Genomic DNA, 24,671 nt, shown 5'->3' with positions numbered 1-24,671 from the left:
TCTTAAAAATCGTTCCAACCTCGGCGACAACTGCCGGCAAGTGGGCTTTCAGGTCTTGCGCGCCCTGACGTGGAGGAAGATCGGTGCGATGCGGGTATCGGCGACCATTGGCTCGGCGAGAGCCACCTCGACTGATGCCATGGGCTCGCCGAAAGCGTCGATCGTCAGTCCCGCTTCGACGATCATCGACACCCAGGTCGACAGCGTCCGGTGAAAGCGCGGGACGGCAAACGGCGTCAGCGTCGCCCGTTCGGCCTCGGGGATGGAGGAGAAGATCCAGCGATCGATCCGGCCGTCGCTTTCGTCGAAATAATCGGCGATCTCAACCGCGACGGGCTTGCCGGCCTCGTCGCGGATATTGCGGCGCGTCGGCGGCACAAAACAGGGATGCAAGATCGAAAACTGCAGGAAGCCGCCCGGCTTCAGGACCCGGTGGATGCCCTTCAGCACTCCGCGCTGGTCGGCCATATCCATCATCGACATGAAGGCGGTGACGAAATCGAAGCTCGCCTCCGGGAAATCGATGCTCTGGCCGTCGCCGAGCACGTAGTCGATGCCGAGCGGCGCTTCTGCGTCGCTCTCGCGAGCATAGCGAATGAAGGTCGGCGCGATGTCGAGCCCGGTCATGCGGGCGCCGAGGCGGGCGACGGCGCGAGTATTGGAGCCTTCGCCGCAGCCCAGGTCGAGCCCGGCAAGGTTTGCTACCGCCGGCAGCATGTCCAGAAAGGCCGGCGTGTTTAGCGCGTCGCGGTATTTGTCGTAGCCGGCGCGGCTATAGATCGTCCAGGTTTCAGCATTGCTCTCCCAATGGGCGGCGACATCATTGGCGTTCATGGTTCTCCTCCCTGCGCGATCGGAACGGGCGGGGAGCTATAAGCGGAGCGTGTGTCAATGGGAAGACGGGTGGTCCACTGTAAGCGATTCACGCCTATGGATCATGATCAAGTTCGCGTGCACAATCATGCGATCGAAAGGATAGGGGGCTGCTGTGTCCGACGAAGTGATCATCCGCGAACTGGTCGGCCTCGATCAGATGATGACAATTTTCCCGCTGTACAGCCAGGTTAGTCGCCTGAGTGAGGCCGTGGTTTGCCAACGACTTTCAGCCATGTTTGCACAGAGCAACTACCGCTGCATAGCAGCATACATCGACGAACGGATGGTGGGCGCGTCGGGTTTCTGGACTGGCACTCAGTTGTGGTGCGGCAAGTATGTCGAGACGGACAATGTGGTGGTAGACAGCGACGTGCGTAGTCAGGGCATCGGCGGCAAGATGATGGCGTGGATCGAGGCGGAGGCGGAGCGGACTGAATGCGCGGTGATCCGCATCGCTATGGTGCTGGGCAGGGAGCGTACGCACCAGTTCTACGCGAGAAACGGCTACTTCGATGACGGTCTGTTGATGGTGAAAGCCCTAAGTCGCGGTGCGGCCGAGTTTCCGGAATATGTCTTTCAACAAGTTTGACCATCGGCCCCGCAGCTTGGCCGCAAGTTGCCACCATTGGCGCAACGCGGGCGGACGGAAGAATTGCCCGCCTTGTGCGGGCGGCGTTTTACGGTCGCATGACCGAGCTTAGAGATGCCGAGGCACCTTTGCCTTCAGCAGCTGCACGAGCGCTGGGTCCATGAAATCGTAGTCATCAGGAATATGAAGGCAGATCAACCGCTTGTCCTTGAGAGCTGACCGGTACTTGCCCTGAACTTTCGCACGGTGAGCCTTCTCCATGACGAAGACGATATCGGCCCATTCGATCAGCTCGTTCGATAGCGGATTTTCGGCATCCTTGTTCGTGCCGGCCGAGGAGACTTCGATATCAGGCCAGTTCGCGAAGACCTGTTCGGCCGTCGGGCTGCGAAGCTTGTTCTGACTGCAGACGAACAGGACGTTTTTCACGCTTCTTCTCTCTTCAAGCGAACAGGGCCGGCGATAGCACAATTCCGTGTCCGGGCGAACCAAAGGGAGTTGATGCGTCACCCTCGGCTGACACTCTTGAACGCAGCGATGATGCTCCGTGCGGCGAGTTGCGCCTCATCTGATGTCGTCTGGAAATTGGTGACGGAGAGGCGCAGGACGTCGCGGCCGCGCCATTTGGCGCCGCCGGCGAAGATCATGCCGTCCGCCTGGATCTTTTCGATCGTCTTTCGCGTCAGCGCGTCGCCTTCTTCGGAGGGCAGGTCCGTTCCGAAGCGGATGACGAGCTGGTTCAACACGACGTCGTTGAGTATGCCGATGCCCGGTTGCCGCGACAGGAGATCGGCGATCAGCCGCGCTGAGGCACAGCACTGATCGATGAGGGTGGTGATGCCGTCGCGGCCGAGATGTTTCAGCATCGCCCAGGTGGCAAAGCCGCGTGCCCTCCTCGAAAGCTCGGGCACGTAATGGGAGGGATCGCGTTCGCCTTGGCCGGCGAGCGGCAGATAGCTCGCGGCGATCGTCATGGCCCGGCGATGGGCGAGTTCCTCGCGGACGATGGCATAGCCGCAATCATAGGGCGTCTGCAGCCACTTGTGGCCATCGGTCGCCCAACTGTCGGCCGCTTCGATGCCGCGGCTGAGATGGCTGGTCTTCATCGATGCCTGCGCCCAGAGGCCAAAGGCACCATCGACATGCACCCAGGCGCCTTTCGCCTTCAACAGCGGGATGATGGCGGCGAAATCGTCGAAGGCGCCGGTATTGATCTGCCCCGCCTGGAGAATGGCGATGACGGGACCGGAGACGGTATCGAGTGTGCCCGCCAGCGCGGCCGGGTCTATCCGGCCTACCGGATCGGTGCGCACGCGCAGCACGCGATCGTGGCCGAGCCCTAGGAATTGCAACGCGGAGAACACCGTTGTGTGGGCATCGTCGCCAATCAGCACTGTAATCTCAGGCGCGCCAAACAGGCCGTTGGCATCGGCATCCCAGCCCACCTGGCGCAGCACCTCGCCGCGTGCGGCGGCAAGGCAGGTGAAGTTCGCCACCGTCGCACCCGTGACAAAGCCGACCGAGCTTTCGGCCGGCAGCTGCAGGAGATCGAGGAGCCATCTCGCCGCGACGGTCTCGACGGCTGACGCGGCCGGGGCAACGGCATGGTTTCCGGCATTTTGGCCCCAGGCGCTGGTGAGGAAATCAGCCGCGACGCCGACCGGATGGGAGCCGCCGATGACCCAGCCGAAAAAGCGCGGCCCTGTGGTCGCGTGCAGCCCGGGTTCGGCGCCGTCCGAGAGACGCCTGATGACATCAAGCATATCGGAACCGGCCACCGGCAGCGGTTCGTCGAAACAGGCAAGCGAGGCTGCATAGTCGTGGGTGGGCACATGGCGGGCGGGCGCTGCCTGCCGGAATCCCGCCGCAAGGCGGGCGGCTTCCTGAAACAGAGATGCAATTGCCGTCATGCGGATCCCCCTGCCGCCACCGATCCTGGAGGGCCTCACCCTCGAAAGCAGGCTGCCGGCACACGCAATCTAGCCGATATCGCCGGGGCTGTCTTCGCCTGGCAGATCCCGGATCTGGGTTCCGGGGCCTTCCTTGGGCGTGCCGAGACCTCAAAACAAATTGAGCATCGGGGAGGCGCTTCCTAAATATCTACAATAACTACCTTATCCCGTTCTGTGCATTTTTGAAATTTCGTGGCTCTTGTTAAAAATGATTGCCTTTTTTCAAGTATCGTTCAATAATGTGGAAATATCATTTGCACCATTGTCAAGTTGGTGCTGCCAATCAACGGGGTATGTGCACTGAAATATTTCCTTCTCTACGCGCTTACGTGCACGTTGGTCGGGATAGTTCTTCTCTTCATCATCCGTGAAGTTGTACCATTCGCGATCGACAAGCCAACCGAGCAATCAGCGGCCGGACCAACCGGTGAGCCGTTGAACGCGGCAACCGGCGAGCCGGCGCCCGCGGCAACCGGGGAGTCGGTGCCCGGGCCAACAACCGATCAATCCGCCGTCCAGCCAGCCGATCCCTTGGTCGTCCGGTCCGCCGGCCAGCCGGTCGACGGGCCAACTGGTAAACCAGTGGGCGGACCGACCGACGAACCGGCCGCGAGGCCGACCGATCAATCGGCAGTCGGGCCAACCGATGGACCGGTCATCCGGAAGGGCGGTCGGCTGGGGAGTCCGGCGCAGTAATCGGCGCTGAGATGATGGATTCCGTTCGATCTCGTAACTCCGAGCATGGGCTGAAGTATGAAGCTTGCTGACACCGGTTGACGGCTGGGGCCATCTGTATTGAGAGTACCTCTCATCTTGCAGGAGGTCCCGATGGATGGAAGCGGCACGACGATCAGACATATCCAGGCAGACGAAGTGGAGGCTTTCAGGCGCATCCGTCTGGAAGCGCTTCGCACCGAACCTTCCCTCTTTGCAAGCCGCTACGAAGACTGGGTGGCTCTTTCTCTCGAGGAGTGGCGCAATCGCCTGAACGAGCCGGTTTTCATCGCCTTTCAGGATGGCGAACCTGTCGGCATAACGGGCCTGCTTCGACAGCGGTCGAGCAAGATGGCTCATCGCGCGACGATCATCATGGTCTACGTCAGAAGGAGCCTGCGCGGAACGGGGCTTGCCGCGAGACTGCTCAGCGCTGCTGCCGATCACGCGCGTGATATCGGCATCCTGCAGCTGGAACTCTTCGTCAGCGCGGAGAACCCGGCGGCAATACGGTTCTATCAGCGGGAGGGCTTTTCCGAGATCGGCAGAATTCCCGGCGGGGTTCTGGAGGAGGGCAGGGAGATCGACGACGTCATGATGGCTCGCCGTCTGGTCGGTTAGCTCTCACGCGAATATCAGCCCATATCGGTTTGCCTGACCTATTGACCTCAAGCGGGCTTGGGGTTGCAGGATGCCGGCCTGGAGGTTTGGTCATGACGAAAATCCTGAAAGACGAGGATCTGGTCAGCGGCGCGTTGATGGCGGTCGCAATCGATGCGCTCGAGACCGCTTTTCTCGCGAGAGCCGGCAACCGGCTGATCTCTCCGCCCCGGCATCATGTCTCGTTTCCCGATCGCGGCGATCTCGTCTTCACCGTCGGTGGCATCCTCGGCGAGAAACCGCTCGCGGGCTTTCGGGTCTATGAAACATTCGAGGGGATGGAGCATTCGCAGATCGTCGCTGTGTGGTTGGCCGACGACGCCAGGCTCAAAGGCATCGTTCTTGGAGCGCGCCTCGGCAACCTCAGAACTGGTGCGATCGGAGGTCTCGCCATCCGACATCTTAGCGCGCCGGATGCCAGGACCGTCGGGATCCTCGGTAGCGGAGCCCAAGCGCGAACCCAGCTTGCCGCGGCTGCCGCCGTTCGAAAGCTGGATCGCGCCCGCGTCTATAGCCGCGACGCGAAAAATCGCGCCGCCTTTGCAGCTGAGATGCAGCAGGCCTTGGGTATTGAGGTGGAGCCTGCCGGCAGCGCCTCTAAAGCCGTCGATGGTGCCGACATCGTCATCTGCGCGACGACGAGCCAAACACCGGTCATCCATGCGCGGGATTTGAAGCCCGGGGTGCACGTCAACACCGTTGGCCCGAAAACACAGCAGGGATATGAACTCGGCCTGGATATCGCCTATGTCGCAGCCGTGATCGCGACGGACTCTCCCGAGCAGACGCGCGCCTATGCGTCGCCCTTTTTCCTCGCCGGCTCCGGCAATGAGCATCGCATGGCCGACCTTGCCGATATCATTGCCGGAAAAGCGGCCGGTCGGGGATCGCCCGAGGATACGACCCTGTTTTGCTCCGTCGGGCTGGCGGGAACCGAAGTCGTCGTCGCCTCGGCAATCCTTGATATCCTTTGAGCCAGTTTCTCTTAGTTATGCGAGCCCCAGAACATCTCCCATTGCGTATTCGCCGGGTGTGCGCCCTGCGATCCAGCGGGCGGCGGCAAGCGCGCCGCGGGCGAACATGCCGCGATCGAGAGCCGAATGGGAGAGCGTCACAACTTCCTCGGCGGCGGCAAACAGGACGCTGTGTTCTCCAACGATCCCGCCGGCGCGCAACACGGCAAAGCCGATCTCGCCGGTCGGGCGCTCGCCGGTGATGCCGTCACGCCCGCGCCGCTCGACGGATGCAAGGGAAACTCCACGGCCCTCGGCGGCGGCCTCGCCGAGCATCAGTGCCGTGCCGGACGGCGCGTCGATCTTCCTGTTGTGATGGGCCTCGAGGATTTCGATATCCCAGCCATGCGCGGGAAGGGCGCGGGCCGCCTGGGCGACGAGGCCGACCAATATGTTGACGCCGATGGAAAAATTGCTGGAGCGCAGGATCGGAATCGCGCGGGCGGCCTCTGCGATCCGTTCGAGTTCATCCGGCTCGAAACCCGTGGCCCCGATCACCAGGGCCGGTCCACCGGCCGAAGCGCACAAGCCGGCAAGTTCGGCGGCAGCGCTTCCCGTCGTGAAATCCAGGATCACGGCGGCCGCCTTAATCGCGGCCGAACGGTTGATCAGCCCGGCGCCCATGGAGCCCTCACGGCCGATGCCGCCGACGAACGCGAAATCCGGATCGGCCGCCAGCAGTGGCAAGATGGCGCGCCCCATGCGGCCGTTCGCGCCGGCGACGGCTATTTTGATTGGTGAGGTCACGGTCTTTCCTTGGCTCGCGATATTTCCGGCTGAGCGGCTATTTACATCCAGCATTCGCGCCGGAGAAGGCGACCTGCAACTACTGCATTCCGCTCCCGGCGAAAAACCGTATCTCCTGTGGTCCCTCTGGTCGTCTGCCGCTTACCAGTTGCCGGGGTCGGCGGTGTGATCGATGCTGGCGAATTCGTCGGCCTTGTCCCGGTCCAGCTTCACCTCCGTGGCCAGCTTCGTCTCGTCGGTGACGGAGTAGCGGTCAGGGATCGGTCCGGTTGATAGTTCCTGGTACATGAGCAAGGCAGCTTCCTCGGCGGTATCGGCCTCGATCTCTCGGGTGATTGATACGGTGAACTTGTGCATGGCTTCGGCCTTCTCGATCGGCGCGCCGTCGTGTGCGCAGCTTACACAGTCTGACACGAGTTTTGTGTCGATGACACTAAAACTACTCGCTTAGAATTTGATTCATGCGATGGCTTCAGGTCTTTGTTTTTATGAATGTCGTGGTGCCAAACCGCCGGACAGTTTTGGGCGAACTCAGCTGAGGGGATAGGTCATGCGCCTGAACCAGGTAACCATTACGATGCCTGACCTTGATGCGGGCTGGAACTTCTACTGCATTCTCGGTCTCAGGCCTGTCGTCGACGCCCGTCCCCGGTATGCGCGCTTTGTCTGCCCGGACGGAGACAGCACCTTCTCCTTGCATCAGGGCGAAAGTGGTGGTGGCGGAACCACGGTGTATTTCGAGTGCGAGAACCTGGACGAGACGGTCGGCAGTCTCAGCCAAGCCGGTCTTCGTTTCGTGAGCGGGCCGGAGGACAAGAGTTGGCTCTGGCGTGAAGCGGAGCTGTTCGACCCCGGCGGCAACCGCATCATCCTTTATTTCGCCGGTTCGAACCGCCTCGATCCGCCGTGGCGGGTGGATCAAGGTAGGCCCGCTTAAGGTAGGTGCTCGGCAGCCGATTCCGGCCATTTCCCGAATTGACGAATCGCAGCCGCCTCGGCATCTTTGCTTCGGCGTGGCCTACCGCCGAACCTCTCCAGACCTTCCCCAGCAGGGTCTTCAAGCGGAGGCAAAGGGACTTTCGTCTCGGGTCGTGATCTTGGTCCTGATGTTTTGGGCTGTTGCTGGGGAACGATGTCCGGAACGTGAGAGGCCCTTGTTATGACTGAGAATGGAAATTTCAAACGGCGGGTGCGTGCGCGCGCCGCCAAGACGGGTGAATCCTACACCACCGCCCGCATGCATGTTTTCCCAAAGTCGGCGAACGACGCAGCGCTTGAGGCAAGACGCCTGCGTCTCGCCGTGGCGCAGACCACCTATGCGGACGATCCCCGCGATATCGACAAGCTTCGCTGGAGCGGCCAGGAGATGCGCCTGCTGATGCGCCAGGCGCGGGAGGCGGGCGCGCGGCTCGTCCATTTTCCCGAAGGGGCGACATCATCGCCGAACAAGCGCATCATGTCGGAAATCGGGCCGCGGGAGATCGGGCCTTCCGATTGGCGGCGGTTCGAATGGGCCGTGCTTCGCGAGGAGTTGGATTCAACGCGCAGGCTGGCGCGTGAACTCGGCCTCTGGACGGTCATCGGCTCGGTGCATCCACTGACGGCGCCGCACCGGCCGCACAACAGCCTCTATGTCGTCTCCGACCGCGGCGAACTGGTGACGCGCTACGACGAGCGCCTGCTGTCCAACACCAAGATCTCCTTCATGTACACCCCGGGTTCGATCCCCGTGACCTTCGAGGTCGACGGCATCCGCTTTGGCTGCGCTCTCGGCATGGAATGCCACTATCCGGAGATTTTTAGCGAATATGAGCGGCTCGACGTCCATTGCGTGCTGTTCTCGTCCACAGGCGGTTCGCCGGCCAATGAGCCGTCCTTCGCCGCCGAGGCACAAGGGCATGCGGCGAGCAACAGCTACTGGGTCAGTTTCTCGATCCTTGCCCATCCCGGTCAGGCTGATCCGGCCTCTTCCGGGGTCGTCGCGCCCGGCGGCCGATGGGCGGCGCAATGCCCTGCTGAAGGAACGGCCGCCATATCGCTGGCCGATATCGACGACAATCCCGGCGATCTTTCCCGGCCGTGGCGGCGCAAGGCGCGGAGCGGCCTCTACGAGCCGCATCGCGTGGCCGGCGATCCGCGCAGCGATGCGCGGGATAGATTTTAGAGCCGTATCGAACCTCATCCAACCGACGCGCTTGCCCAATGATTTTCCTGTGGCTCAGGCGCGTTGAATTTTATCACCGGTGGCTCGGCTCCACCGGTGATGCAGCGCCAAGAGAGCCTCATTCTGAGGGCATGGAGGTCGATGGTCGCAAGTCGAGGCGTCAATCTCTGGCATTGAGCCGCGTTATAATCAGCGATGACGTTTGGCGGCCGGAGCCGTCACTCAGGGATGAACCCTTCCTAAGCGACAACGTCGGATATTATATCAGCCGAACCGCTTACCAGGCTGAACTCACGGTCGCAAAGACGATAAAACCCGTCTTGGGGAACGGGCAATTCCAACATTTCCCGTTTCGAAAGACCGCCATATACACCACGTACCAATCTGCCAAACAGCCCGTGGGAAATCGCAACTGTCGGTTCATGTATGCCTGCGATCCAGTCCTTTGCTCGCGCACAGGCAGCATCGAAGCTCTCCCCGTCTGGAGATTTGAAATACCAATCGAAAGCGTCGGACCCGTCCAGCATTCCTGGAAACTCGTTGTCGATCTCGAACTTGGTCATGCCGTCCCAAGAACCGACGGTCACCTCCATTAGCCGCGATTCCGGACGAGCCGCCAGTGGCAACACCCGTTCGATGCGAGCCGCAGTCTCCTGCGTTCTGCCGAGAGGGCTGACATGGAGTTGGAATGATTGTTGGCTCCCTGCCATTTCCTTTTTCAGAAGCTTCGCCATCTGTTCGGCCTGTTCGATGCCGCGCTCTGTAAGCGGTGAATCTTTTTGGCCCTGGAACCGACCTAAGGTGTTCCAAATGGTCTCGCCGTGGCGAAGCAGGTAAATCATTGGTGTTGTCCAAAATGAATTGATGAAACAATTAGCTGAGCGACCCGCCCGAGGCCGATTGTAGCAGCTAGGTCGTGCGACAGTTCAATGATGACCGCAATTGGAGTGATCCGGGCGAGCCCGATGTTTTTCTATCGGCTCAAAGCTACCAAGGAACTCACTGGGCATCATCGCCTGAAGCCTCCGCCTCGACACGCAGCCACGACCAGCGCTGCTGATATTGTCTGCATTTGCGGGCGAACAATTCGGGCTGAGCGTTGAGCGGGTTCATCCTAAGGATGCCGTGCCACATGTCGTCGAGATGATCGGGTGCGTAGAGGCTGCCGTCACGAACTCTCACTCCCAGCCGAGTACAGGAGATAAGATAACGATCAACGCCGTCTTCAGTGCACTTGAAGGCGGGGAAGTCTTTGCCAAACTTCTCTCCATACCAGAGGTGGACTCGAGCTTGGTTCTTTATGTCAACTTTGTCTGCGAGGTCTCCCAGCAAGGCCTTGCCACGGCAGATCACTTCGTCCTCTGCTTCCCATGAGAGATCATGGTCGTCAAAATAAAAGACGTCATAATCTTTGATGCCGTGCTCGGGATCATTTCCAGTCTTCAAGTTCCATACCGTCTGGAACAGGCAACCAGCTGTCAGCATACACTGCGGCAGGCCAAGAGCCGGCAATTTCTCCAACAGCAGATGGTTGACCGGATTAAGCCGTATGCGGGCCAGAAACTGTTCAGTCGTGATCCCCACGCTCATTCCTTCCATTTTGCGAGCATAGCCGATTCTCGTCGATCGACGATGATCGCAATCGTCCGCGTGAAATTGCTCGAACTGGGCTGGAGAAAGACGGCTTGCCTCTTATTTCACTGGGAAATGCGAAGCGAAGAGCGAAAGGACCGCGCAATGGCAAAGAACACGATCTGCGTATGGTACGACAAAGACGCTGAGGCGGCTGCCCGCTTCTATGCCGCGACTTTTCCCGATAGCGCCGTGGGTGCCGTCATTCGTGCACCGGGAGATTATCCTGACGGCAAGCAGGGAGACGTACTGGTCGTGGAATTCACCGTTGCGGGCATTCCTTGCATCGGCCTGAACGGCGGTCCTGCGTTCAAACACAACGAAGCCTTCTCATTTCAGATCGCAACCGACGATCAGGAAGAAACCGATCGCTATTGGAACGCCATCGTCGGCAATGGCGGCCAGGAAAGTGAGTGCGGCTGGTGCAAGGACAAGTGGGGCGTGTCCTGGCAGATTACGCCGCGCGTCCTTTCCGAAGCGCTCTCGGCAGGCGGTGGCGAGGCAAAGCGTGCTTTTGACGCGATGATGACCATGAGGAAGATCGACATTGCGGCGATCGAGGCGGCGCGGCGTGGCTGAGGTGGCCTTGCGCAGAACGATCTTTTGCCAGAGTTCAGGTCTGGTGTGATCCGGCCCGGTGGCGATCTTCGCAGTCGGCTCAGAACCAGAGATCGCGTACGCAGCGCCCTTTGGAAGGCAGGTCCTCAAACGTGTCCAGGCCGTCGAAATGATCGATAGGCAGATCGTGAACGAGATCCGGCGGCGCAAGCCGCATGTTGACGGCCATGCGCCAGCGGCCATCCTTTCGAAGACGCAGGCCGCGCCAGCTCAAGACACAGGCGCAGGATGGGCAGAACAATATTTCGAGAGACGGCTCGTCCCTGTCGGCGCGGGTGTAGGAGGCGGTCTCACCGGTGAGAGCGATGCGCTCTCCTTCGTAGTCATAAGCCCACAGCGTGCCGTAACGTCTGCAGAGCGTGCAGTTGCAGGCGGTGATCGAGCCCGGATCACCCTCAGGTGTCCAGCCCGCCTTGCCGCAATGACATGAGCCCGTCAGCATGAGCGTAGGTTCCGTCCTGTACCATACAACGATCTCAATCTGCCCCAATCCCGTGACGACCGCAATTGGCGCCTTTCGCCGCCGCCTGCTTCCAGCGCTTGCGAACCGATACCTCCTGTTGGCAGATTTTCTGAAATTTCTAATTGAGATCGCGGCTGGAAGGTGATTTTCTGCGACCCAGCGTAGCTGAGTCCGCGCCTTCTCCCGATTTTTGATCCGAGTGGCCCATGTCGATTTCAGATGCGATCTATCGTCCCTTCGAAAGCCTGATCCGGCCGCTCGACATCCCCTACCGGCCGCTGCCTTCGAAGGGGCCTGTAACGGTGCTCCTGCATTTCATCTCGATGTTTCGGGGTGTGCTGATTGCGCTGGCATTTTGCTCCATGGTGTTCGAGGTGATCAACCTGACGATCGTCTGGGGACTTTCGGTCATCGTCGATGGCGTGACGCAACAGGGCGCTCCCGCCTTCCTGCGCGATGAATGGCTGCTGCTGACCATTCTCGGCTTCCTGATTTTTCCGGTCATGCCGATCGTGTCCTTCATGCTCAATACGCTGAACTCGCACACGCTCGGCATCGGCATGCCGGCTGCCATTCAGTGGCAGGGCCATAAGGCTGTCGAGCGGCAGGACCTTGCCTTCTTCCATGATCTCTATGCCGGCCAGGTTTCCTCACGGCTGCAGCAGGTCTCTTCCGCCGTCCAGCAGCAGATCCTCGCCGCCTTCCAGTCCATCCCACGCTTCCTGATGCAGTTGGTGGGCTCCGTGATCCTGCTGAGCGCGCTCGCGTGGCAGCTTGCCCTGCCTGTCGTCATCTGGATCGCGCTCAATGTCGTATTCACCGCCAGGATCGTGCCGACCTTCGTCGAGCGCTCGCGCCGCACCGCGAAGCAGCGCAGCCTGGTCGCCGGCGCCATCACCGATCTCTATACCAACATGCAGATGATCAAGCAGTTTGCGGCTGAAGATAGCGAGGCGGGCGCGATCCGCCGCATCATAGGAAAGGCGGTGCAGACGCAGCACAGCGAACAGCGTATCTATCGTTCGTCGGAATTGATGGTCGTGGTTCTCAACACGCTGCTGTGGCTGACCATGCTGGCGATTGGATTTTCCGGCCTCGTCAAAGGCTTTCTCACGGTCGGCGAATTCGTCGGCGCGGTCTACATTCTCAACCGGCTGTCGTCGCAGATCTTCGTCTTCCTGCAGATGGGCCAACAGATCTTCCAGGCGATCGGCACGATCAAGGATGCCATGCCTGTAATGACGACACCGCCCACCATCACCGACCGGACGGATGCGAAGGACCTCGTGGTCGAGCGTGGTGAAATCCGTTTCGAGAATGTCCGTTTCGCCTACAAATCAGGCAAGCCTGTCATCGACGAGCTGTCGCTGACGGTCCGGTCCGGCGAGAAGGTGGGCCTGGTCGGTCTCTCCGGCGCTGGCAAGACCACGCTCGCAAACCTGCTCTTGCGCTTCTACGATATCGGCGACGGCGCGATCCTGATCGACGGGCAGGATATCCGCGCGGTCACGCAGGCAAGCCTTCGCCGCGCCATCGGCGTCATCGCGCAGGACGTCGCGCTGCTGCATCGTTCGGTCGGCGACAATATCCGTTACGGCCGGCCAGAGGCGACGACGGACGAGATCGAAGCGGTGGCGAAGATGGCCAGCGCCGATGCCTTCATAGCCGATCTTTCCGACGGCGAAGGCCGCAGGGGCTATGATGCCTTCGTCGGCGACCGCGGCATCAAACTGTCAGGCGGCCAGCGCCAGCGCGTGGCCATCGCCCGCGTTCTTTTGAAGGACGCGCCGATCCTCGTGCTCGACGAGGCGACCTCCGCCCTCGACAGCGAGTCCGAAGCCGCCATCCAGGAAAGGCTCAACCTCGTCATGGAGGGAAAGACGGTGATCGCCATCGCCCACCGCCTGTCGACCATTGCCAGGATGGACCGGATCGTCGTGCTCGATCACGGGCGCATCGTGGAAGAGGGCAGGCCGGACGAACTGGTCGAACGCGACGGCCTGTTTGCCCGCCTGTGGAAACGCCAGACCGGCGGCTTCATTCCCGAAGATATCGACGAACCCTCGGATGAACCCTTGCTGGCCTCGCCTGCGACCTGACCGAGCGGCTGGCCCTCCCGTAAACCGGGATGACATCAGCGGACCAGGAGCAGGCGGCTGCCGATGAGGGCGGCGCCCATCACGCGCTCGATGCTGGCCTTGAACCGCAGGAAACTGGCGGAAACGCGCGGATTCGAGAAGAAAAAGGCCAGGCCGCAATACCAGAGAGCCGAAAGAAGGAAGCAGGTCAGGGCGATGACGCAATAAAGCCAGACGGGCGCATGTGCGGGGATGACAATCGCAAAGATACTTCCGAAGAAAGCCACCGATTTCGGATTGGTCATGCTGACGACGTAGGCGCGGCGCATCGCGGAGCGCCATGTGACTTCGGTCGAGCCTGTCGTCTTCAACGGTTTGGCCGCGCCGCGGATCATCTTCAGGCCCAGCCAGATCAGATACAGCGCGCCGACCACCTGCAACGTTATATGCAGCCAATCGAAATGCGTCAGCAGAAAGCCGAGCCCCGCCATCGCCATCGCCATGATGGCCCAGGTCAGGGATGCGAAGGCAAGTCCGAGACCCGCAAAGAGCCCGGCGGCGCGTGATACCGTCATGCTCGTGTTGGTGACGATGATGAAATTCGGTCCGGGGCTGACGAGGGAGACGATGTAGACGCTGACGAGCAATGCGAGTGAATCGATATATTCCATCCGGCTTTCCTACTTTGCAGGCCGGGAGCCTATGCAAAACAGGCGGTTTTTGAAAGGCTCGTCCTCCCCAGGCCCGATGCATCAGGTATCGGGCTGGCAATGACGAAAAAACCTGCCGGTCATGTCGGAGCGCGTGTCGCTCGTCCGTCCTTTGCCATGAATGAAGCGACAATGGAGATGCCGGATGGGCGACCTTACCCTCACCACCTTCGATTGGGTTCCCGAGATGCCGCGGGGCTATGTGCGTGACCTGCGTGTGCGTTGGGCGCTCGAAGAGAGCGGCTTGCCCTATCGCGTCGAGAGCGTGCCGTTTCGCGATCGCAAGCCGGAGCATTTCGCGCACCAGCCCTTCGGCCAGGTGCCGTGGCTGACCGATGGCGATATCTCGATCTTCGAGAGCGGGGCCATCCTGCTGCATCTCGGCAATCGCAGCGATGCATTGATGCCTGCCGATCCACGCGGTCGCGCCGAAGTTCTGGAATGGCTGTTTGCGGCGCTGAATTCCGTCGAGGCGGCAAGCCTGCCCTGGTCGATTTTGATCTTCTCCGGCATTACGGGTGATGCGCCGGCATACGGGCTTATGAACTCATTCCTCAAGGACCACCGGCTGAAGCACATGGAGCCGGTCCTGGCAGGGCGCGAATGGCTGGCCGGCACCTTCTCCGTCGCCGACATCCTCATGGCCGATGTGCTGCGCCTCATCGACCGGTTCGACGGGCTGGCGGGATATCCCGCCTGCCGTGACTATGTCGCGCGCGCCACAGCCCGCCCATCCTTCGCAAAGGCACATGCAGACCAGATGGCGCATTTTGCCGCGGCAGACTGACCCTACTCGACAAGCCCGAAGATGGGGCCGTAGCCGCCGTGCCAGGATCGGTCGTTGCGTTCCATTTCAGGATTGTAAAGTCCGACACCGCGTCCGCCATCGAGAAACAAGGCATCCGGGCATTTCAGATGGTCGCGGAAGAGCCGTGCAAAATCGTGGAAATTCACCCCGTCTTCGCTGATCGCGAAACGAACCGCGCCGCGCTCGCAGGTTCCGACACCGCTGCGGCGGGTCTGGTCTGTCGAGCCGACGATGAAGATCGGGTTCAGTTCGTTGGCGATGACAAGCATCGGGCCGGACTGGGTGGCGAACCGCACCTTGGGCCGACGCTTCAGAAATTCATCGGTCGGGAGTATCCCGGCGCCTGTTTCACGGAGAAAGAATACGCCGTTCGGCTTCTTATAAAAATTCGGCACCTGACCCGAGGAGCTTTCGGCCTCTGTCGTATTGGCGGGGTTCAATTCCCTGCCGTTCTCGACATAGAGTCCCATCGGCGAAAAATCGGCCCGGTACATCCCGGCGTTGACGGCGAAAGCCAGCGTTCGCCCTTCGGCGCGAACGGCTTCGGCAAGGCTTGAAAAAGCGCGGTATGGCGCGCCATCAGCGTTCTTCCAGAACAATCGCAGGTCGGCTTTGCCCGGTTCCAGCGTACAGACGACGTATTTCGCCTCTTCGAAGCTTTCCTGCTCGCATGGTTGCGCATGCGCCTGATGCATGGATGTCATCGTTGCTGTCAGCATGATGGCGGCGGCGAGCACGCTGTGTTTGAGATAGGTCATCGGTGCCGCGTCCAATCTTTCAAATCCATCAAGCCGCTTACCATGTTCCAGCGAACGCCGTGCAGGCGAGCAGCACCCCCGTCAGGATATTCGCCAGGAACAGGCGATAATTCATGTCCGGGCGGGCAAGATCGATCCGCCGGGTCTGCCAGGCAAGATGGACGGCGATCACCAGCATTCCGATCGCATAAGGCGGCGACATTTCCAACAGCCAGCCCCCGAGCGACCACGCGCCGACCGCCAGAGCATAAAACAGGCCGATAAAGGTCTTGCCGTGCCGGCCGAACAGGATTGCCGTTGATTTCAGGCCAAGACGGGTGTCGTCCTTCAGATCGACATAGGCATAGATCGTATCATAGCCGATCTGCCAGGCGATGGCCCCGGCCCACATCAGCACGGCGCCGACCGGGATATGTCCGGCAGCCTCGGCCCATGCCATCAGCATCCCCCAATTGAATGCCGCGCCCAGGACGGCCTGCGGCCAGTGGGTGAAGCGCTTGCAGAGCGGATAGACAAAGACGAGCGGCAACACACATATCGCGATGAGGCGGGTGTAAGGCGTCAGGAAAAACAGAAGCGAGGCCGCAAGCGCGAGTTCAACGGCCAGGAAGACAAAGGCCGGCAGCGTGGTGATCTCTCCGCTTGCCAAGGGCCGAAAGCGGGTCCGTTCGACATGGCCGTCAAACTTCCGATCGGCGATGTCGTTGATCGTGGAACCGGCGCTTCTCATCAGAAGAGCGCCGAGAGAGAAGATCGCCAATTGCCTGAGGTCCGGGAGACCATGGGATGCCTGGATAAGGGCGGCCCAGCATGGGAAGAGCGTCAGCCATATTCCGACCGGGCGATCCAGCCGCGCCAACCGCGTATATGGCCGCCATGCGGCCGGCAGCCGGCGATCCACCCAGTCGCCACGGTGGATATCGCTGAGATCAGGGCGGCTCAGAGTCGTCATATGGGATCCAAATTTCCTGTCGCAAATAGCCGTGAAGCCTCAGGTTTTTGTCGCCATCGGCGTTGCCCAGAATAGGAATTTTTGCAGACACGGCAATAACCGTCCGTTTGCGATTGGTCGCTGACCTTCTGCGGAAAATGCAGTTAGATGTTCTTGTTGTGTTCACATGGTTGCGATATGAATTCTCCCGATCTTGGAGCAGCGAAAGGAAGATCATGAGTGTCTACGCAACCGTCGGCGCAATCGATTCCGTCAAATCGAATGGCTTCTATGATGCGAGCTTGGCCACGATCGGATGGAGCAAACATCGGGAGTTTCCCGGATGGAGCGCCTATTCCCAAGGCGGCAAGGGTGAAGGTTTCGTTCTATGGGTTTGCAAGCCGTTCAACGGCGAACCGGCGAGCGCCGGAAATGGCTCGATGGTTGCTTTCATGGGCAAGTCCCGCGCCGAGGTGGACGCTTTTTACGATGCTGCCATGGCCAACGGCGGAACGGATGAGGGCGCGCCTGGTTTACGTCCGCACTACGGGCCGAACTGGTATTCCGCTTACGTGCGTGACCCCGCCGGAAACAAGATCGCTGTCGTCTACGACGGCTGAGGCCAGCTCGATCGCCGCAACTCGACGTCTCGGGGATTTCCCTATTTGCCGGCGAATATGACGTGGGGACCGGCGCCGCGATCCGGCGCATCCCTGGGCAGGCCGAAGAAGCGTTTTGCCATTTCGGTCGGGCCGATATCCTCCAGGGATGTGAAGCCCAGGCTCAGCAATCGCTCCGCAATTTCCTTCGGATCGAAGTGCGTCAGCCATGGTTCGCCGGCCGCAGCCGTGCGCGCGCCCATTTCCGCGGCCCGGGCGCGGCGTTCCGGCGAATAGTTTTCGAGGGGTTCGCTGTAGTCGAAGACGATGGATGCACTCGGCAGGCCGGCGACGAAGCGTAGCAAGGCAAAGACCGACGCCTCCCTGAGATACGGCACGACGCCAAGCCAGATGAAGAAGGACGGCGTTTCGGGCTCGAAGCCGGAATCGGTGAGACGCGTTTTCAAATCCTCATGTTCGAAATCGACGGGAACGAATGTCGGCAGGCTCTGCGTCAGTCCGGTCTCGTCAAGCCGCATCTGCTTCCAGCTTTGCGTGGCGGGATGATCGACTTCGAAGACCTTCAGGCCGGCATGGGGATTGCGCAGCGCAAAGGTGTCGAGCCCAGCACCGAGGATGACGGCTTGTCTGACGCCCCTTGCGACGGAGAGGCCAAGGCAATCTTCGGCATATCGGCTTCGCGCCGCCATAAACAGGCGAAAGGATCGCGTGGAGGGGTCCTGGGCTTTCAGATCGGCCTCGGCGCAGGCAACCTCGCCGAGGATGCGGCGGGCATAGGGGTCTAAGAAGATGGCGCCGCCGTCCATGCTCTGGTGCGCTGCTCGATACGCCGCCGCGCCGATCGCGGTGCGGCTTGGTTCCGATGCTCGCATGAAAGCCTCTTTCTCTGTAAATCTGCTGCTGGCGCGGGCAGGAAGCTTGCCGGCACCCGAACCGCGGCGGATACCTTGTCATCGCGGGAAGACTAGAGCATGATTTTAACGCTGTAAAGATTAGATCGAGACATGGCCACGCACGACGGATCGACCCGCTATCATCATGGCAATTTGCGCCCCACGCTGCTGTCCGTGGCGAGGGCGCTGCTGGAGGAGGGAGGCCCGGCTGCGCTGAGCATGCGGGAGATCGGCCGCCGCGCCGGCGTCTCGGCTCCGGCGGCATACCACTATTTTAGCAGCCTGGACGCCATCTCGGCAGCACTCGCCGAACAAGGGTTTGTCGAACTCAGCGAAAGCATCGATGCCGCGCTAACCGGTCCTCGACGCAATCTGCTCGCCGGCGGCATCGCCTATGTCGCCTTTGCCCGCGCGAATCCCGGTCTCTACCGGCTGATGTTCGGGGAGGGTTTTCAGGCCTATTCCAAGGGAAACGAATCGATACGCGCCCTGCGGATGCAGGTCTACCGGCAGATGAAGGACGACCTCGAAAAGCGGCTGACGCCCGAGGAGGTGCCGAACGCCGCGCTCTTTCTCTGGTCACTGACGCATGGCCTTGCCTTGCTGATGATAGACGGCCAGGTCGAACCCGGCGCCGATCCGGACGCAAGGGTCGAGGATATCCTGAAGCTCGCCGGCATGGGGCTGCCTGCCGCGAGATAAGCTGTCGACGCGCTCGGCTTCATCCTTCTCCGCGTGGGCGACCCAGCGAGGATTGCTTCGATCCTATTGTCGACGGCGATGCCGGGACATTCAATCGCTACCAGGCGGTACGGGCGGTGCCGAGCGCGGTCGTATGAGAGGACGAGACCTGGGCGACGTGCGTCTTGAGCGACACGACGCAGTTTCCCGGAAAGCTGAGATTGTGCAACGTCAAGTGCTTCAGCAATGTCTCCGCATCGCGCTTTTCGGTTAGCGGAAATGTCACAGTCATGCGAGTTCTCCAACGAATAAACTGAGCATCCGCAAAAATTAATGTCTAAATTCTTTTGCGTCGCAACAAGAAAATTTTAACGATAAAATTAAAATCGATTAACTTGTCGAGCTGCGATTTTAAAATCGTTTGAAATCGGATTCGCGCTTCTCCCTGGATGCCGGGACTGCTTCGGTCAGCCACGAGGGTAGGTGCCGTCAATGTGGGCATTGACCTATCGGCCCATCTGACCCTCGCAGTTTATGAGTATCTGAACCGGCCCGTTTCGTCCGGTATCTGCCGAGCGTTAAGTGCGCTGGCTGACGTAAGATCGAGCGGTCATCTTCCATTGCGGGCCGCCCAGTTCCTGAGCCGCAAGCCGTTGAGCCTGATGAAGCCTTCGGCATCATGATGATCGTAGGCGATAGCGCTTTCCTCGAAGGTGACGAGGTCGGCGGAATAGAGTGAGCAGGGGGAGGTGCGGGAGATAACTGAGGCACTTCCCTTGTAGAGCCTGAGCGTCACATCGCCGCTGACGAAGGCTTGGCTTTGGTCGATCAAGGCTTGCAGCATTTCCCGCTCGGGCGCGAACCAGAAGCCGTTATAGATCAGCTCGGCGTAGCGGGGCATGATCTCGTCTTTCAGATGCGCCGCGGCGTGATCGAGCGTGATCGATTCAATGCCGCGGTGTGCCGCGAGCAGGATCGTCCGTCCAGGCGTTTCATAAATTCCCCGCGACTTCATGCCGATGAAGCGGTTTTCAACCAGATCGAGCCGCCCGATGCCGTGCCGGCCGCCCAGTCCATTGAGTTCGGTCAACAAGGCGGCCGGTGTCATGGCCTTGCCGTTCACAGAAACGGGATCGCCCCTTTCGAAACCGATGGTGATGATCTCGGGCGTGTCGGGAGCATCGAGCGGATCTACCGTGCGCTGATAGACATGATCGGGCGCGACCTCCGCCGGATTTTCGAGAATCTTGCCTTCGGTCGAGGTGTGCAGCAGGTTGGCGTCGATCGAGAACGGCGCCTCGCCGCGCTTGTCGCTCGGCACCGGGATATGATGCTTCTCGGCATATTCCAGAAGCTGCATGCGGGAGCGGATGTTCCATTGGCGCCAGGGAGCAATGACCTTAAGCGACGGGTCGAGTGCATTGACGGCCAGTTCGAACCGGACCTGATCATTGCCCTTGCCTGTCGCGCCGTGGGTAACGGCATCCGCGCCAACCTCTCGGGCTATGCCGACCAGATGCTTGGCGATCAGCGGCCGTGCGATGGAACTGCCCAGCAAATACTGCCCCTCATAGAGCGCGTTCGCCCGCAGCATCGGAAAGACGAAATCGCGGACGAACTCCTCACGCAGATCGACGATTCGGATGTCCTTGACCCCCGACATCTCCGCCTTTGTTCGTGCCGGCTCGAGCTCCTCGCCCTGGCCGAGATCGGCGGTGAAAGTCACCACCTCGCATCCGTAGGTTTCCTGCAACCATTTGAGAATGATCGAGGTATCCAGCCCGCCCGAATAAGAAAGCACAATTTTCTCTATCTTCGTCATTAGCCCATCTCCATCTCGATGCTAGAACGATAGGCCAAGTCCTGCGCAATGAGCTTGCAAAGCTTCTTCAAAATTACAAAAATTTGGCATATTCTGCCATTTGAAGAATGCTTGGAGCTATGAAATGCTAATCACGTTGGACCCAATCGATCGCCATATCCTGCGCGTGCTTCAGCGCGATGGGCGTATTTCGAACGTCGATCTGGCGAAGGAGGTAGGCCTGTCGCCGTCACCGTGCCTGCGTCGCGTCCGGCTGCTGGAAGAGGCCGGGATCATCGATCGCTACGTCGCCGTGCTGGACCCTGCAAAGGTCGGCGCGGGGCTGACGGTTTTTGCCCGCGTGTGGTTCAAGACCCAGGACGCCGAGGTCACGCTTCAGTTCGCCCAAGCCGTCAGGCGGTTTCCCGAGGTGATGGAATGCTACCTGACGACAGGGGAATGTGATGCCGTGCTTCGGATCGTGACCGCCGATCTGCATAGCTACTGGCGTTTTCAGGCCGATCACCTGACGCGCATTCCGAGCGTCCTCAGCGTCAAGACCGACGTGCCGATGGAAACGCTGAAGCGAAGCTTCGAACTGCCGTTGAGATAGACGTCGTGGCACGATCCCTATCCTAGGGGAGAGGCGTTCCGGTTCCTTGCCAGCCAGACGAGGCCTGTGACCAGGAGCAGGATCATCACGGCATGGGTGATGTAATCGAGCCTGGTTTGCGGACCGACGCCGACGGCGATGGTGAAGGCGCCGACGAGGGTGCCGAGGAGGGCAAAGGACTGGGCCGAGATCGCAGCCGTGCGGCTCCATGGTCGGTCGAGGGCGAGCAAGATCAGGCCGAGAAGGAGGACGGCTGATATCACCGCTTCGGCAATCATCGCCTGTCGGTGTTCGTGGCCTTGGAGGACGAACCCGGCATGGGTGAGGGAGGCAACGGCATAAAGACAGGCTTCGATCAGGAAGAGGATCGCGATGGCTGAACGCATGGCATGGCTCCTTAGCAAGGTGGAAGCGCAATGGGCTTTCCGGGGGAAGTCGCCAATAAGATTTGATTGATACGATAATTTGAGTAATAAAACTACTTTTCAAGTGCACTTACGAGGATATTTGATGCCTTCCGCCCCCGACCGTCATGCCAGAGCCGCTGCCTCGGCGTGGCGGATGATGTTCAATCTGTTGATGAAATCGGCGCCGCAGCGGCTGGAAAGCCTTCAGAGAAGGGGGCTGACGCCAAATGATTCCAGGGCTCTGTTCACTTTGCACGACGAGGGGGAGCCGATCAGCGCGCTTGCCCGCCAATGGGGGTGCGACGCCTCGACTGCGACGTGGCTGGTCGACCGGCTGGAGCGGGCGGGCCTTGCCGAACGCGTCACGCCGGCACGTGACCGCCGCGTCAAGCTGGTACGGCTGACCGGGAAGGGCGCAGCCACCAAGGACGAACTGTTGACGGAGCATTATCGCCCGCCGGCGGAACTCCTGCACCTTTCGGCCGGAGAGCTCGAAGAGCTGGCGAGGCTGCTTGCCAAGACCGAAGGAGAGGGGTGACGGGGTTTTCGGGACCGATTGCCGTTTCCCGTGCCCTGGACGATCGCATAGAGATGAGGGCTGTTCATTGGAGTGCTTTGAATTGACAGGATCAATTATCTGACTAAAGTCAGATAATATGACCTACGATCCTGTCTCTCGTGTCCGTCGCTTCAACCGTGCCGTCACCTCCGAAGTCGGCGCTCTCGATACGTCTTTCCTCGGACGCGGCCGTCCGCTGGGTGCTGCCCGCGTCCTCAATTCGATCGGCCGGGGGCAATCGGATGTTGCGGTGATCCGCGATTATCTCGGTCTCGACTCCGGCTTGATGAGCCGTCTGCTGCGCAGCTTGGAAGAGGAGGGTCTCATCGAGACGGTGCCGAACCCTCAGGACGCACGTCGCCGCGTTGCCGGGCTGACCGAAACCGGCCGTTCCGAGTTTCAGGCTTATGAAGCGCTTTCCAATGCGCAGGCGAAAGCATTTCTGGCGCGCCATCGCCGCCCGGACGAACTGCTGCGCGCCATGGATATCGTCGCTTCCTCGCTAAGACGTGAGCAGATCGTGCTCGAGGAGAAAGACCCTCGGCACGAGGACGCCAGCTATTGTCTGAACGAATACTACGGCGAACTTGCACGCCGCTTCGAGAAGGGTTTCGATGTATCGCTTTCTCGCGATCCCGACGCCAAGGATATGATCCGTCCGCACGGTGCGTTCCTGGTGGCCATGTCGGATGGCCTGCCGATCGGCTGTGTCGGGCTGAAGGGCAATGGCGGCGAGGTTGCGGAGATCAAAAGGCTCTGGGTCGCCCCGTCAGCGCGTGGCCTTGGGCTCGCAACGCGCCTTATGGCGGCCGCCGAGAACATCGCCCGCGAGCTATCCTTCAAGCTCCTGCGTCTGGATACGAATAGCGCGCTGCCCGAGGCAACACAGCTTTATCGCGGAACCGGCTGGAGTGAGATCGACCGTTTCAATGACGACCCATACCCGGACAGGTTCTTTGAGAAACGCCTTTAAGCGAAGGTCGCGTTGTGCTGCCCAAATGGTTGATCGTGCGGACGTCTGTGTTTTTGGCCTTTCGGCAATTTGAAACGGAACGGCAGTCAAGTTGGCAGCAGATGTTACCCTTTCTCCTCTCTCATTCCTGTGACGAGCACGGGAACGAGGGAGGTAAGGGTGCCGCCGCTGCCCGGCCCTTCGCATGGCTCAGGGCGTTCGGCCCTGCGATCGATTCATTGGATCGATCGGTCCTGCTTCGCAGGACCGGGCCTCACCCCGTGAGGATCAGGCGACGAAGCGCTCGGCGGGTGGGCGGCGGCGCAGGTTCGGCTGTATCACCGCAGGCGGGTTATAGGCCGCCTCCAGTGGGCCGGTATCGGTGCCGGGCGGGACGATCGCGTCGATTCGGTCGAGGATTTCGTCCGTCAGGCTCACCCCCGCGCCGGCAAGCAGATCGTCGAAGTGCTCCATCGTGCGCGGGCCGATGATGGCCGAGGTGACGGCGGGATGGGCGATAGCGAAGGCCATCGCCATGTGCGCCAGCGAAAGCCCTGCCTGCTGCGCGAGCGGGATGAGCCGTTCGACCGCGTCCAGCCGGCGCTCATCGTTCATCTGCCTGGGGAAGCGTTTGGCGCGGGCGCTGTCGGGCTGCGGCGCGCCCTTGCGGTATTTGCCGGTGAGCATGCCCATCGCCAGCGGGCTCCACACCATCGCGCCCATTCCGTAACGCTCGCAGGCGGGCAGAACCTCGCGTTCGATACCGCGGTTGAGGATCGAATAGGGCGGTTGCTCGACGCGGAAGCGGGCCAGCCCGCGGCGCTCGGAAACCCATTGCGCCTCGACGATTTCCGAAACGGGAAAGGTCGACGATCCCACCGCCCGCACCTTTCCCGCCCGCATGAGGTCGGTGAGCGCGGATAGCGTCTCCTCGATGTCGGTATCGGGTGCTGGCCGGTGGATCAGGTAGAGATCGATATGGTCGGTCTGCAGGCGGCGGAGCGAATCCTCGACCGCGTGAGTCAGCCAGCGGCGTGAATTGCCCTGGCGGTTCGGGTCGTCGCCCATCGGCAGATGCGCCTTGGTGGCGAGCACGACGTCGTCGCGCCGTCCCTTGAGCGCCTTGCCGACGATCTCCTCCGATTCGCCTCGGCTGTAGATATCGGCGGTGTCGATGAAGTTTATGCCGGCATCGAGCGCCTTGTGGATGATCCGGATCGAATCCTCGTGGTCGGGATTGCCGGCGGCGCCGAACATCATCGCGCCGAGGCAATAGGGGCTGACCTTGATGCCGGTTCTTCCAAGCGTGCGGTATTGCATGGTCTGTTCCTTTTATTGGGGAGGCGGACTTCGTGCGCGTCGATGTGGCCAACACCGTCGCGCCGTGTTAATTTGCATAAACGGAACCGTATTCCGTTTATATACGGAACGA

At 60.7% G+C, this 24,671-nt stretch carries 30 protein-coding genes; 14 read left to right on the top strand and 16 right to left on the bottom strand.

The genetic code is table 11. The features are described 5' to 3' along the window. Positions 1–48: 48 nt before the first annotated feature. Positions 49–834 (bottom strand): class I SAM-dependent methyltransferase, encoded by a 786-nt coding sequence (locus tag ELH03_RS12700; protein ID WP_130766373.1) that lies wholly within the window; start codon positions 832–834, stop codon positions 49–51. A gap of 154 nt (positions 835–988) precedes the next feature. On the opposite strand from ELH03_RS12700, the gene ELH03_RS12695 reads away from it, so the two are divergent. Then, positions 989–1,465: a GNAT family N-acetyltransferase gene (locus tag ELH03_RS12695; protein ID WP_130766372.1), complete on the top strand. Its 477-nt coding sequence runs from the start codon at positions 989–991 to the stop codon at positions 1,463–1,465. A 108-nt stretch (positions 1,466–1,573) separates the two neighbouring features. Here ELH03_RS12695 and ELH03_RS12690 read toward each other — a convergent pair whose 3' ends face one another. After that, positions 1,574–1,894, bottom strand: a complete 321-nt coding sequence (locus ELH03_RS12690) for a low molecular weight protein tyrosine phosphatase family protein (RefSeq protein ID WP_128412121.1) — start codon at positions 1,892–1,894, stop codon at positions 1,574–1,576. Between the two features lie 77 nt (positions 1,895–1,971). Continuing rightward, positions 1,972–3,375 (bottom strand): pyridoxal phosphate-dependent decarboxylase family protein, encoded by a 1,404-nt coding sequence (locus ELH03_RS12685; protein WP_128400458.1) that lies wholly within the window; start codon positions 3,373–3,375, stop codon positions 1,972–1,974. Positions 3,376–3,687: 312 nt separating this feature from the next. Here ELH03_RS12685 and ELH03_RS37925 point away from each other — a divergent pair, with 312 nt between their 5' ends. The 3 genes from ELH03_RS37925 (at position 3,688) to ELH03_RS12670 (ending at position 5,765) form a co-directional block, all read left to right on the top strand. Beyond that, complete coding sequence (locus ELH03_RS37925) at positions 3,688–4,113, top strand: PT domain-containing protein (protein WP_130766371.1); 426 nt, start codon at positions 3,688–3,690, stop codon at positions 4,111–4,113. A gap of 132 nt (positions 4,114–4,245) precedes the next feature. Next, positions 4,246–4,752: a GNAT family N-acetyltransferase gene (locus tag ELH03_RS12675; RefSeq protein ID WP_130766370.1), complete on the top strand. Its 507-nt coding sequence runs from the start codon at positions 4,246–4,248 to the stop codon at positions 4,750–4,752. Positions 4,753–4,844: 92 nt separating this feature from the next. Continuing rightward, on the top strand, positions 4,845–5,765 hold the full coding sequence (locus ELH03_RS12670) for an ornithine cyclodeaminase family protein (RefSeq protein WP_130766369.1): 921 nt from the start codon (positions 4,845–4,847) through the stop codon (positions 5,763–5,765). A gap of 15 nt (positions 5,766–5,780) precedes the next feature. Here the strand turns inward: ELH03_RS12670 and dapB are convergent, their stop codons facing one another. Further along, the gene (gene dapB / locus ELH03_RS12665) at positions 5,781–6,605 is read right to left on the bottom strand and encodes a 4-hydroxy-tetrahydrodipicolinate reductase (protein ID WP_130766368.1); all 825 of its coding nucleotides are present in this window, start codon (positions 6,603–6,605) and stop codon (positions 5,781–5,783) included. An 87-nt stretch (positions 6,606–6,692) separates the two neighbouring features. After that, entirely contained in the window at positions 6,693–6,908 is a 216-nt protein-coding gene (locus ELH03_RS12660) for a hypothetical protein (protein ID WP_128400463.1), read from the bottom strand. A gap of 193 nt (positions 6,909–7,101) precedes the next feature. Here ELH03_RS12660 and ELH03_RS12655 point away from each other — a divergent pair, with 193 nt between their 5' ends. Next, positions 7,102–7,488 (top strand): VOC family protein, encoded by a 387-nt coding sequence (locus tag ELH03_RS12655; protein ID WP_128400464.1) that lies wholly within the window; start codon positions 7,102–7,104, stop codon positions 7,486–7,488. 222 nt (positions 7,489–7,710) lie between these two features. After that, positions 7,711–8,715 carry a carbon-nitrogen hydrolase family protein gene (locus ELH03_RS12650; protein ID WP_128412115.1) on the top strand — a complete coding sequence of 335 codons (1,005 nt, stop codon included), beginning with the start codon at positions 7,711–7,713 and terminating at the stop codon, positions 8,713–8,715. Between the two features lie 239 nt (positions 8,716–8,954). Here ELH03_RS12650 and ELH03_RS12645 read toward each other — a convergent pair whose 3' ends face one another. Further along, the gene (locus ELH03_RS12645; protein ID WP_128412114.1) at positions 8,955–9,557 is read right to left on the bottom strand and encodes a histidine phosphatase family protein; all 603 of its coding nucleotides are present in this window, start codon (positions 9,555–9,557) and stop codon (positions 8,955–8,957) included. 157 nt (positions 9,558–9,714) lie between these two features. Next, positions 9,715–10,299 (bottom strand): nucleotidyltransferase family protein, encoded by a 585-nt coding sequence (locus ELH03_RS12640; RefSeq protein ID WP_128412138.1) that lies wholly within the window; start codon positions 10,297–10,299, stop codon positions 9,715–9,717. 153 nt (positions 10,300–10,452) lie between these two features. On the opposite strand from ELH03_RS12640, the gene ELH03_RS12635 reads away from it, so the two are divergent. Further along, entirely contained in the window at positions 10,453–10,926 is a 474-nt protein-coding gene (locus ELH03_RS12635) for a VOC family protein (protein WP_025395052.1), read from the top strand. Between the two features lie 79 nt (positions 10,927–11,005). Here ELH03_RS12635 and ELH03_RS12630 read toward each other — a convergent pair whose 3' ends face one another. After that, positions 11,006–11,407 carry a GFA family protein gene (locus ELH03_RS12630; RefSeq protein ID WP_130766367.1) on the bottom strand — a complete coding sequence of 134 codons (402 nt, stop codon included), beginning with the start codon at positions 11,405–11,407 and terminating at the stop codon, positions 11,006–11,008. A 227-nt stretch (positions 11,408–11,634) separates the two neighbouring features. On the opposite strand from ELH03_RS12630, the gene ELH03_RS12625 reads away from it, so the two are divergent. Beyond that, positions 11,635–13,527: an ABC transporter ATP-binding protein gene (locus tag ELH03_RS12625; protein ID WP_128412113.1), complete on the top strand. Its 1,893-nt coding sequence runs from the start codon at positions 11,635–11,637 to the stop codon at positions 13,525–13,527. Positions 13,528–13,562: 35 nt separating this feature from the next. On the opposite strand, the gene ELH03_RS12620 is transcribed toward ELH03_RS12625, so the two are convergent. Then, positions 13,563–14,177 carry a LysE family translocator gene (locus ELH03_RS12620; protein ID WP_128412112.1) on the bottom strand — a complete coding sequence of 205 codons (615 nt, stop codon included), beginning with the start codon at positions 14,175–14,177 and terminating at the stop codon, positions 13,563–13,565. Between the two features lie 184 nt (positions 14,178–14,361). Between ELH03_RS12620 and ELH03_RS12615 the strand changes: the two genes are divergently transcribed. Further along, on the top strand, positions 14,362–15,003 hold the full coding sequence (locus ELH03_RS12615) for a glutathione S-transferase family protein (RefSeq protein WP_128400468.1): 642 nt from the start codon (positions 14,362–14,364) through the stop codon (positions 15,001–15,003). A 2-nt stretch (positions 15,004–15,005) separates the two neighbouring features. Here ELH03_RS12615 and ELH03_RS12610 read toward each other — a convergent pair whose 3' ends face one another. Then, entirely contained in the window at positions 15,006–15,782 is a 777-nt protein-coding gene (locus ELH03_RS12610; protein ID WP_128412111.1) for a phosphodiester glycosidase family protein, read from the bottom strand. Between the two features lie 37 nt (positions 15,783–15,819). Continuing rightward, positions 15,820–16,734, bottom strand: a complete 915-nt coding sequence (gene ubiA, locus ELH03_RS12605; protein WP_128412110.1) for a 4-hydroxybenzoate octaprenyltransferase — start codon at positions 16,732–16,734, stop codon at positions 15,820–15,822. Between the two features lie 215 nt (positions 16,735–16,949). Between ubiA and ELH03_RS12600 the strand changes: the two genes are divergently transcribed. Continuing rightward, positions 16,950–17,333 carry a VOC family protein gene (locus ELH03_RS12600; RefSeq protein WP_128412109.1) on the top strand — a complete coding sequence of 128 codons (384 nt, stop codon included), beginning with the start codon at positions 16,950–16,952 and terminating at the stop codon, positions 17,331–17,333. Positions 17,334–17,374: 41 nt separating this feature from the next. Here the strand turns inward: ELH03_RS12600 and ELH03_RS12595 are convergent, their stop codons facing one another. Continuing rightward, positions 17,375–18,205, bottom strand: coding sequence for a class I SAM-dependent methyltransferase (locus ELH03_RS12595; protein WP_128412108.1), 831 nt, complete (start codon positions 18,203–18,205; stop codon positions 17,375–17,377). Positions 18,206–18,337: 132 nt separating this feature from the next. Between ELH03_RS12595 and ELH03_RS12590 the strand changes: the two genes are divergently transcribed. Beyond that, positions 18,338–18,928 (top strand): TetR/AcrR family transcriptional regulator, encoded by a 591-nt coding sequence (locus ELH03_RS12590; protein ID WP_130766366.1) that lies wholly within the window; start codon positions 18,338–18,340, stop codon positions 18,926–18,928. Positions 18,929–19,025: 97 nt separating this feature from the next. On the opposite strand, the gene ELH03_RS37385 is transcribed toward ELH03_RS12590, so the two are convergent. Together ELH03_RS37385 and ELH03_RS12585 are read right to left on the bottom strand one after the other, a co-directional pair. Then, positions 19,026–19,199: a hypothetical protein gene (locus tag ELH03_RS37385; RefSeq protein ID WP_164902023.1), complete on the bottom strand. Its 174-nt coding sequence runs from the start codon at positions 19,197–19,199 to the stop codon at positions 19,026–19,028. A gap of 318 nt (positions 19,200–19,517) precedes the next feature. Further along, the gene (locus ELH03_RS12585) at positions 19,518–20,729 is read right to left on the bottom strand and encodes an argininosuccinate synthase (RefSeq protein ID WP_130766365.1); all 1,212 of its coding nucleotides are present in this window, start codon (positions 20,727–20,729) and stop codon (positions 19,518–19,520) included. A gap of 124 nt (positions 20,730–20,853) precedes the next feature. Between ELH03_RS12585 and ELH03_RS12580 the strand changes: the two genes are divergently transcribed. Beyond that, complete coding sequence (locus tag ELH03_RS12580; protein ID WP_128412106.1) at positions 20,854–21,321, top strand: Lrp/AsnC family transcriptional regulator; 468 nt, start codon at positions 20,854–20,856, stop codon at positions 21,319–21,321. Positions 21,322–21,338: 17 nt separating this feature from the next. Here the strand turns inward: ELH03_RS12580 and ELH03_RS12575 are convergent, their stop codons facing one another. Then, positions 21,339–21,707 (bottom strand): hypothetical protein, encoded by a 369-nt coding sequence (locus ELH03_RS12575; RefSeq protein ID WP_130766364.1) that lies wholly within the window; start codon positions 21,705–21,707, stop codon positions 21,339–21,341. 124 nt (positions 21,708–21,831) lie between these two features. On the opposite strand from ELH03_RS12575, the gene ELH03_RS12570 reads away from it, so the two are divergent. Together ELH03_RS12570 and ELH03_RS12565 are read left to right on the top strand one after the other, a co-directional pair. Beyond that, on the top strand, positions 21,832–22,266 hold the full coding sequence (locus ELH03_RS12570; protein ID WP_130766363.1) for a MarR family winged helix-turn-helix transcriptional regulator: 435 nt from the start codon (positions 21,832–21,834) through the stop codon (positions 22,264–22,266). Positions 22,267–22,384: 118 nt separating this feature from the next. After that, positions 22,385–23,260: a bifunctional helix-turn-helix transcriptional regulator/GNAT family N-acetyltransferase gene (locus ELH03_RS12565; protein WP_130766362.1), complete on the top strand. Its 876-nt coding sequence runs from the start codon at positions 22,385–22,387 to the stop codon at positions 23,258–23,260. Positions 23,261–23,527: 267 nt separating this feature from the next. On the opposite strand, the gene ELH03_RS12560 is transcribed toward ELH03_RS12565, so the two are convergent. Beyond that, positions 23,528–24,559 carry an aldo/keto reductase gene (locus ELH03_RS12560; RefSeq protein WP_130766361.1) on the bottom strand — a complete coding sequence of 344 codons (1,032 nt, stop codon included), beginning with the start codon at positions 24,557–24,559 and terminating at the stop codon, positions 23,528–23,530. Positions 24,560–24,671: the final 112 nt, after the last annotated feature.

The organism is Rhizobium beringeri (assembly GCF_004306515.1).
GTDB classification, from domain to species: Bacteria; Pseudomonadota; Alphaproteobacteria; order Rhizobiales; family Rhizobiaceae; genus Rhizobium; species Rhizobium beringeri.
The sequence above is the reverse complement of the archived record's forward strand: the minus strand, read 5'-3'. Positions and strand labels throughout refer to the sequence as shown.

What these genes read in the sequence shown, in the direction of transcription:
- ELH03_RS12700 (WP_130766373.1), bottom strand. Translation starts at nt 834, where the DNA reads ATGAACGCCAATGATGTCGCCGCCCATTGGGAGAGCAATGCTGAAACC.
- ELH03_RS12685 (WP_128400458.1), bottom strand. Translation starts at nt 3,375, where the DNA reads ATGACGGCAATTGCATCTCTGTTTCAGGAAGCCGCCCGCCTTGCGGCG.
- ELH03_RS12675 (WP_130766370.1), top strand. Translation starts at nt 4,246, where the DNA reads ATGGATGGAAGCGGCACGACGATCAGACATATCCAGGCAGACGAAGTG.
- ELH03_RS12670 (WP_130766369.1), top strand. Translation starts at nt 4,845, where the DNA reads ATGACGAAAATCCTGAAAGACGAGGATCTGGTCAGCGGCGCGTTGATG.
- dapB (WP_130766368.1), bottom strand. Translation starts at nt 6,605, where the DNA reads ATGCTGGATGTAAATAGCCGCTCAGCCGGAAATATCGCGAGCCAAGGA.
- ELH03_RS12660 (WP_128400463.1), bottom strand. Translation starts at nt 6,908, where the DNA reads ATGCACAAGTTCACCGTATCAATCACCCGAGAGATCGAGGCCGATACC.
- ELH03_RS12655 (WP_128400464.1), top strand. Translation starts at nt 7,102, where the DNA reads ATGCGCCTGAACCAGGTAACCATTACGATGCCTGACCTTGATGCGGGC.
- ELH03_RS12650 (WP_128412115.1), top strand. Translation starts at nt 7,711, where the DNA reads ATGACTGAGAATGGAAATTTCAAACGGCGGGTGCGTGCGCGCGCCGCC.
- ELH03_RS12645 (WP_128412114.1), bottom strand. Translation starts at nt 9,557, where the DNA reads ATGATTTACCTGCTTCGCCACGGCGAGACCATTTGGAACACCTTAGGT.
- ELH03_RS12635 (WP_025395052.1), top strand. Translation starts at nt 10,453, where the DNA reads ATGGCAAAGAACACGATCTGCGTATGGTACGACAAAGACGCTGAGGCG.
- ELH03_RS12630 (WP_130766367.1), bottom strand. Translation starts at nt 11,407, where the DNA reads ATGCTGACGGGCTCATGTCATTGCGGCAAGGCGGGCTGGACACCTGAG.
- ELH03_RS12625 (WP_128412113.1), top strand. Translation starts at nt 11,635, where the DNA reads ATGTCGATTTCAGATGCGATCTATCGTCCCTTCGAAAGCCTGATCCGG.
- ELH03_RS12620 (WP_128412112.1), bottom strand. Translation starts at nt 14,177, where the DNA reads ATGGAATATATCGATTCACTCGCATTGCTCGTCAGCGTCTACATCGTC.
- ELH03_RS12615 (WP_128400468.1), top strand. Translation starts at nt 14,362, where the DNA reads ATGGGCGACCTTACCCTCACCACCTTCGATTGGGTTCCCGAGATGCCG.
- ELH03_RS12610 (WP_128412111.1), bottom strand. Translation starts at nt 15,782, where the DNA reads ATGACCTATCTCAAACACAGCGTGCTCGCCGCCGCCATCATGCTGACA.
- ubiA (WP_128412110.1), bottom strand. Translation starts at nt 16,734, where the DNA reads ATGACGACTCTGAGCCGCCCTGATCTCAGCGATATCCACCGTGGCGAC.
- ELH03_RS12600 (WP_128412109.1), top strand. Translation starts at nt 16,950, where the DNA reads ATGAGTGTCTACGCAACCGTCGGCGCAATCGATTCCGTCAAATCGAAT.
- ELH03_RS12595 (WP_128412108.1), bottom strand. Translation starts at nt 18,205, where the DNA reads ATGCGAGCATCGGAACCAAGCCGCACCGCGATCGGCGCGGCGGCGTAT.
- ELH03_RS12590 (WP_130766366.1), top strand. Translation starts at nt 18,338, where the DNA reads ATGGCCACGCACGACGGATCGACCCGCTATCATCATGGCAATTTGCGC.
- ELH03_RS37385 (WP_164902023.1), bottom strand. Translation starts at nt 19,199, where the DNA reads ATGACTGTGACATTTCCGCTAACCGAAAAGCGCGATGCGGAGACATTG.
- ELH03_RS12585 (WP_130766365.1), bottom strand. Translation starts at nt 20,729, where the DNA reads ATGACGAAGATAGAGAAAATTGTGCTTTCTTATTCGGGCGGGCTGGAT.
- ELH03_RS12580 (WP_128412106.1), top strand. Translation starts at nt 20,854, where the DNA reads ATGCTAATCACGTTGGACCCAATCGATCGCCATATCCTGCGCGTGCTT.
- ELH03_RS12575 (WP_130766364.1), bottom strand. Translation starts at nt 21,707, where the DNA reads ATGCGTTCAGCCATCGCGATCCTCTTCCTGATCGAAGCCTGTCTTTAT.
- ELH03_RS12570 (WP_130766363.1), top strand. Translation starts at nt 21,832, where the DNA reads ATGCCTTCCGCCCCCGACCGTCATGCCAGAGCCGCTGCCTCGGCGTGG.
- ELH03_RS12565 (WP_130766362.1), top strand. Translation starts at nt 22,385, where the DNA reads ATGACCTACGATCCTGTCTCTCGTGTCCGTCGCTTCAACCGTGCCGTC.
- ELH03_RS12560 (WP_130766361.1), bottom strand. Translation starts at nt 24,559, where the DNA reads ATGCAATACCGCACGCTTGGAAGAACCGGCATCAAGGTCAGCCCCTAT.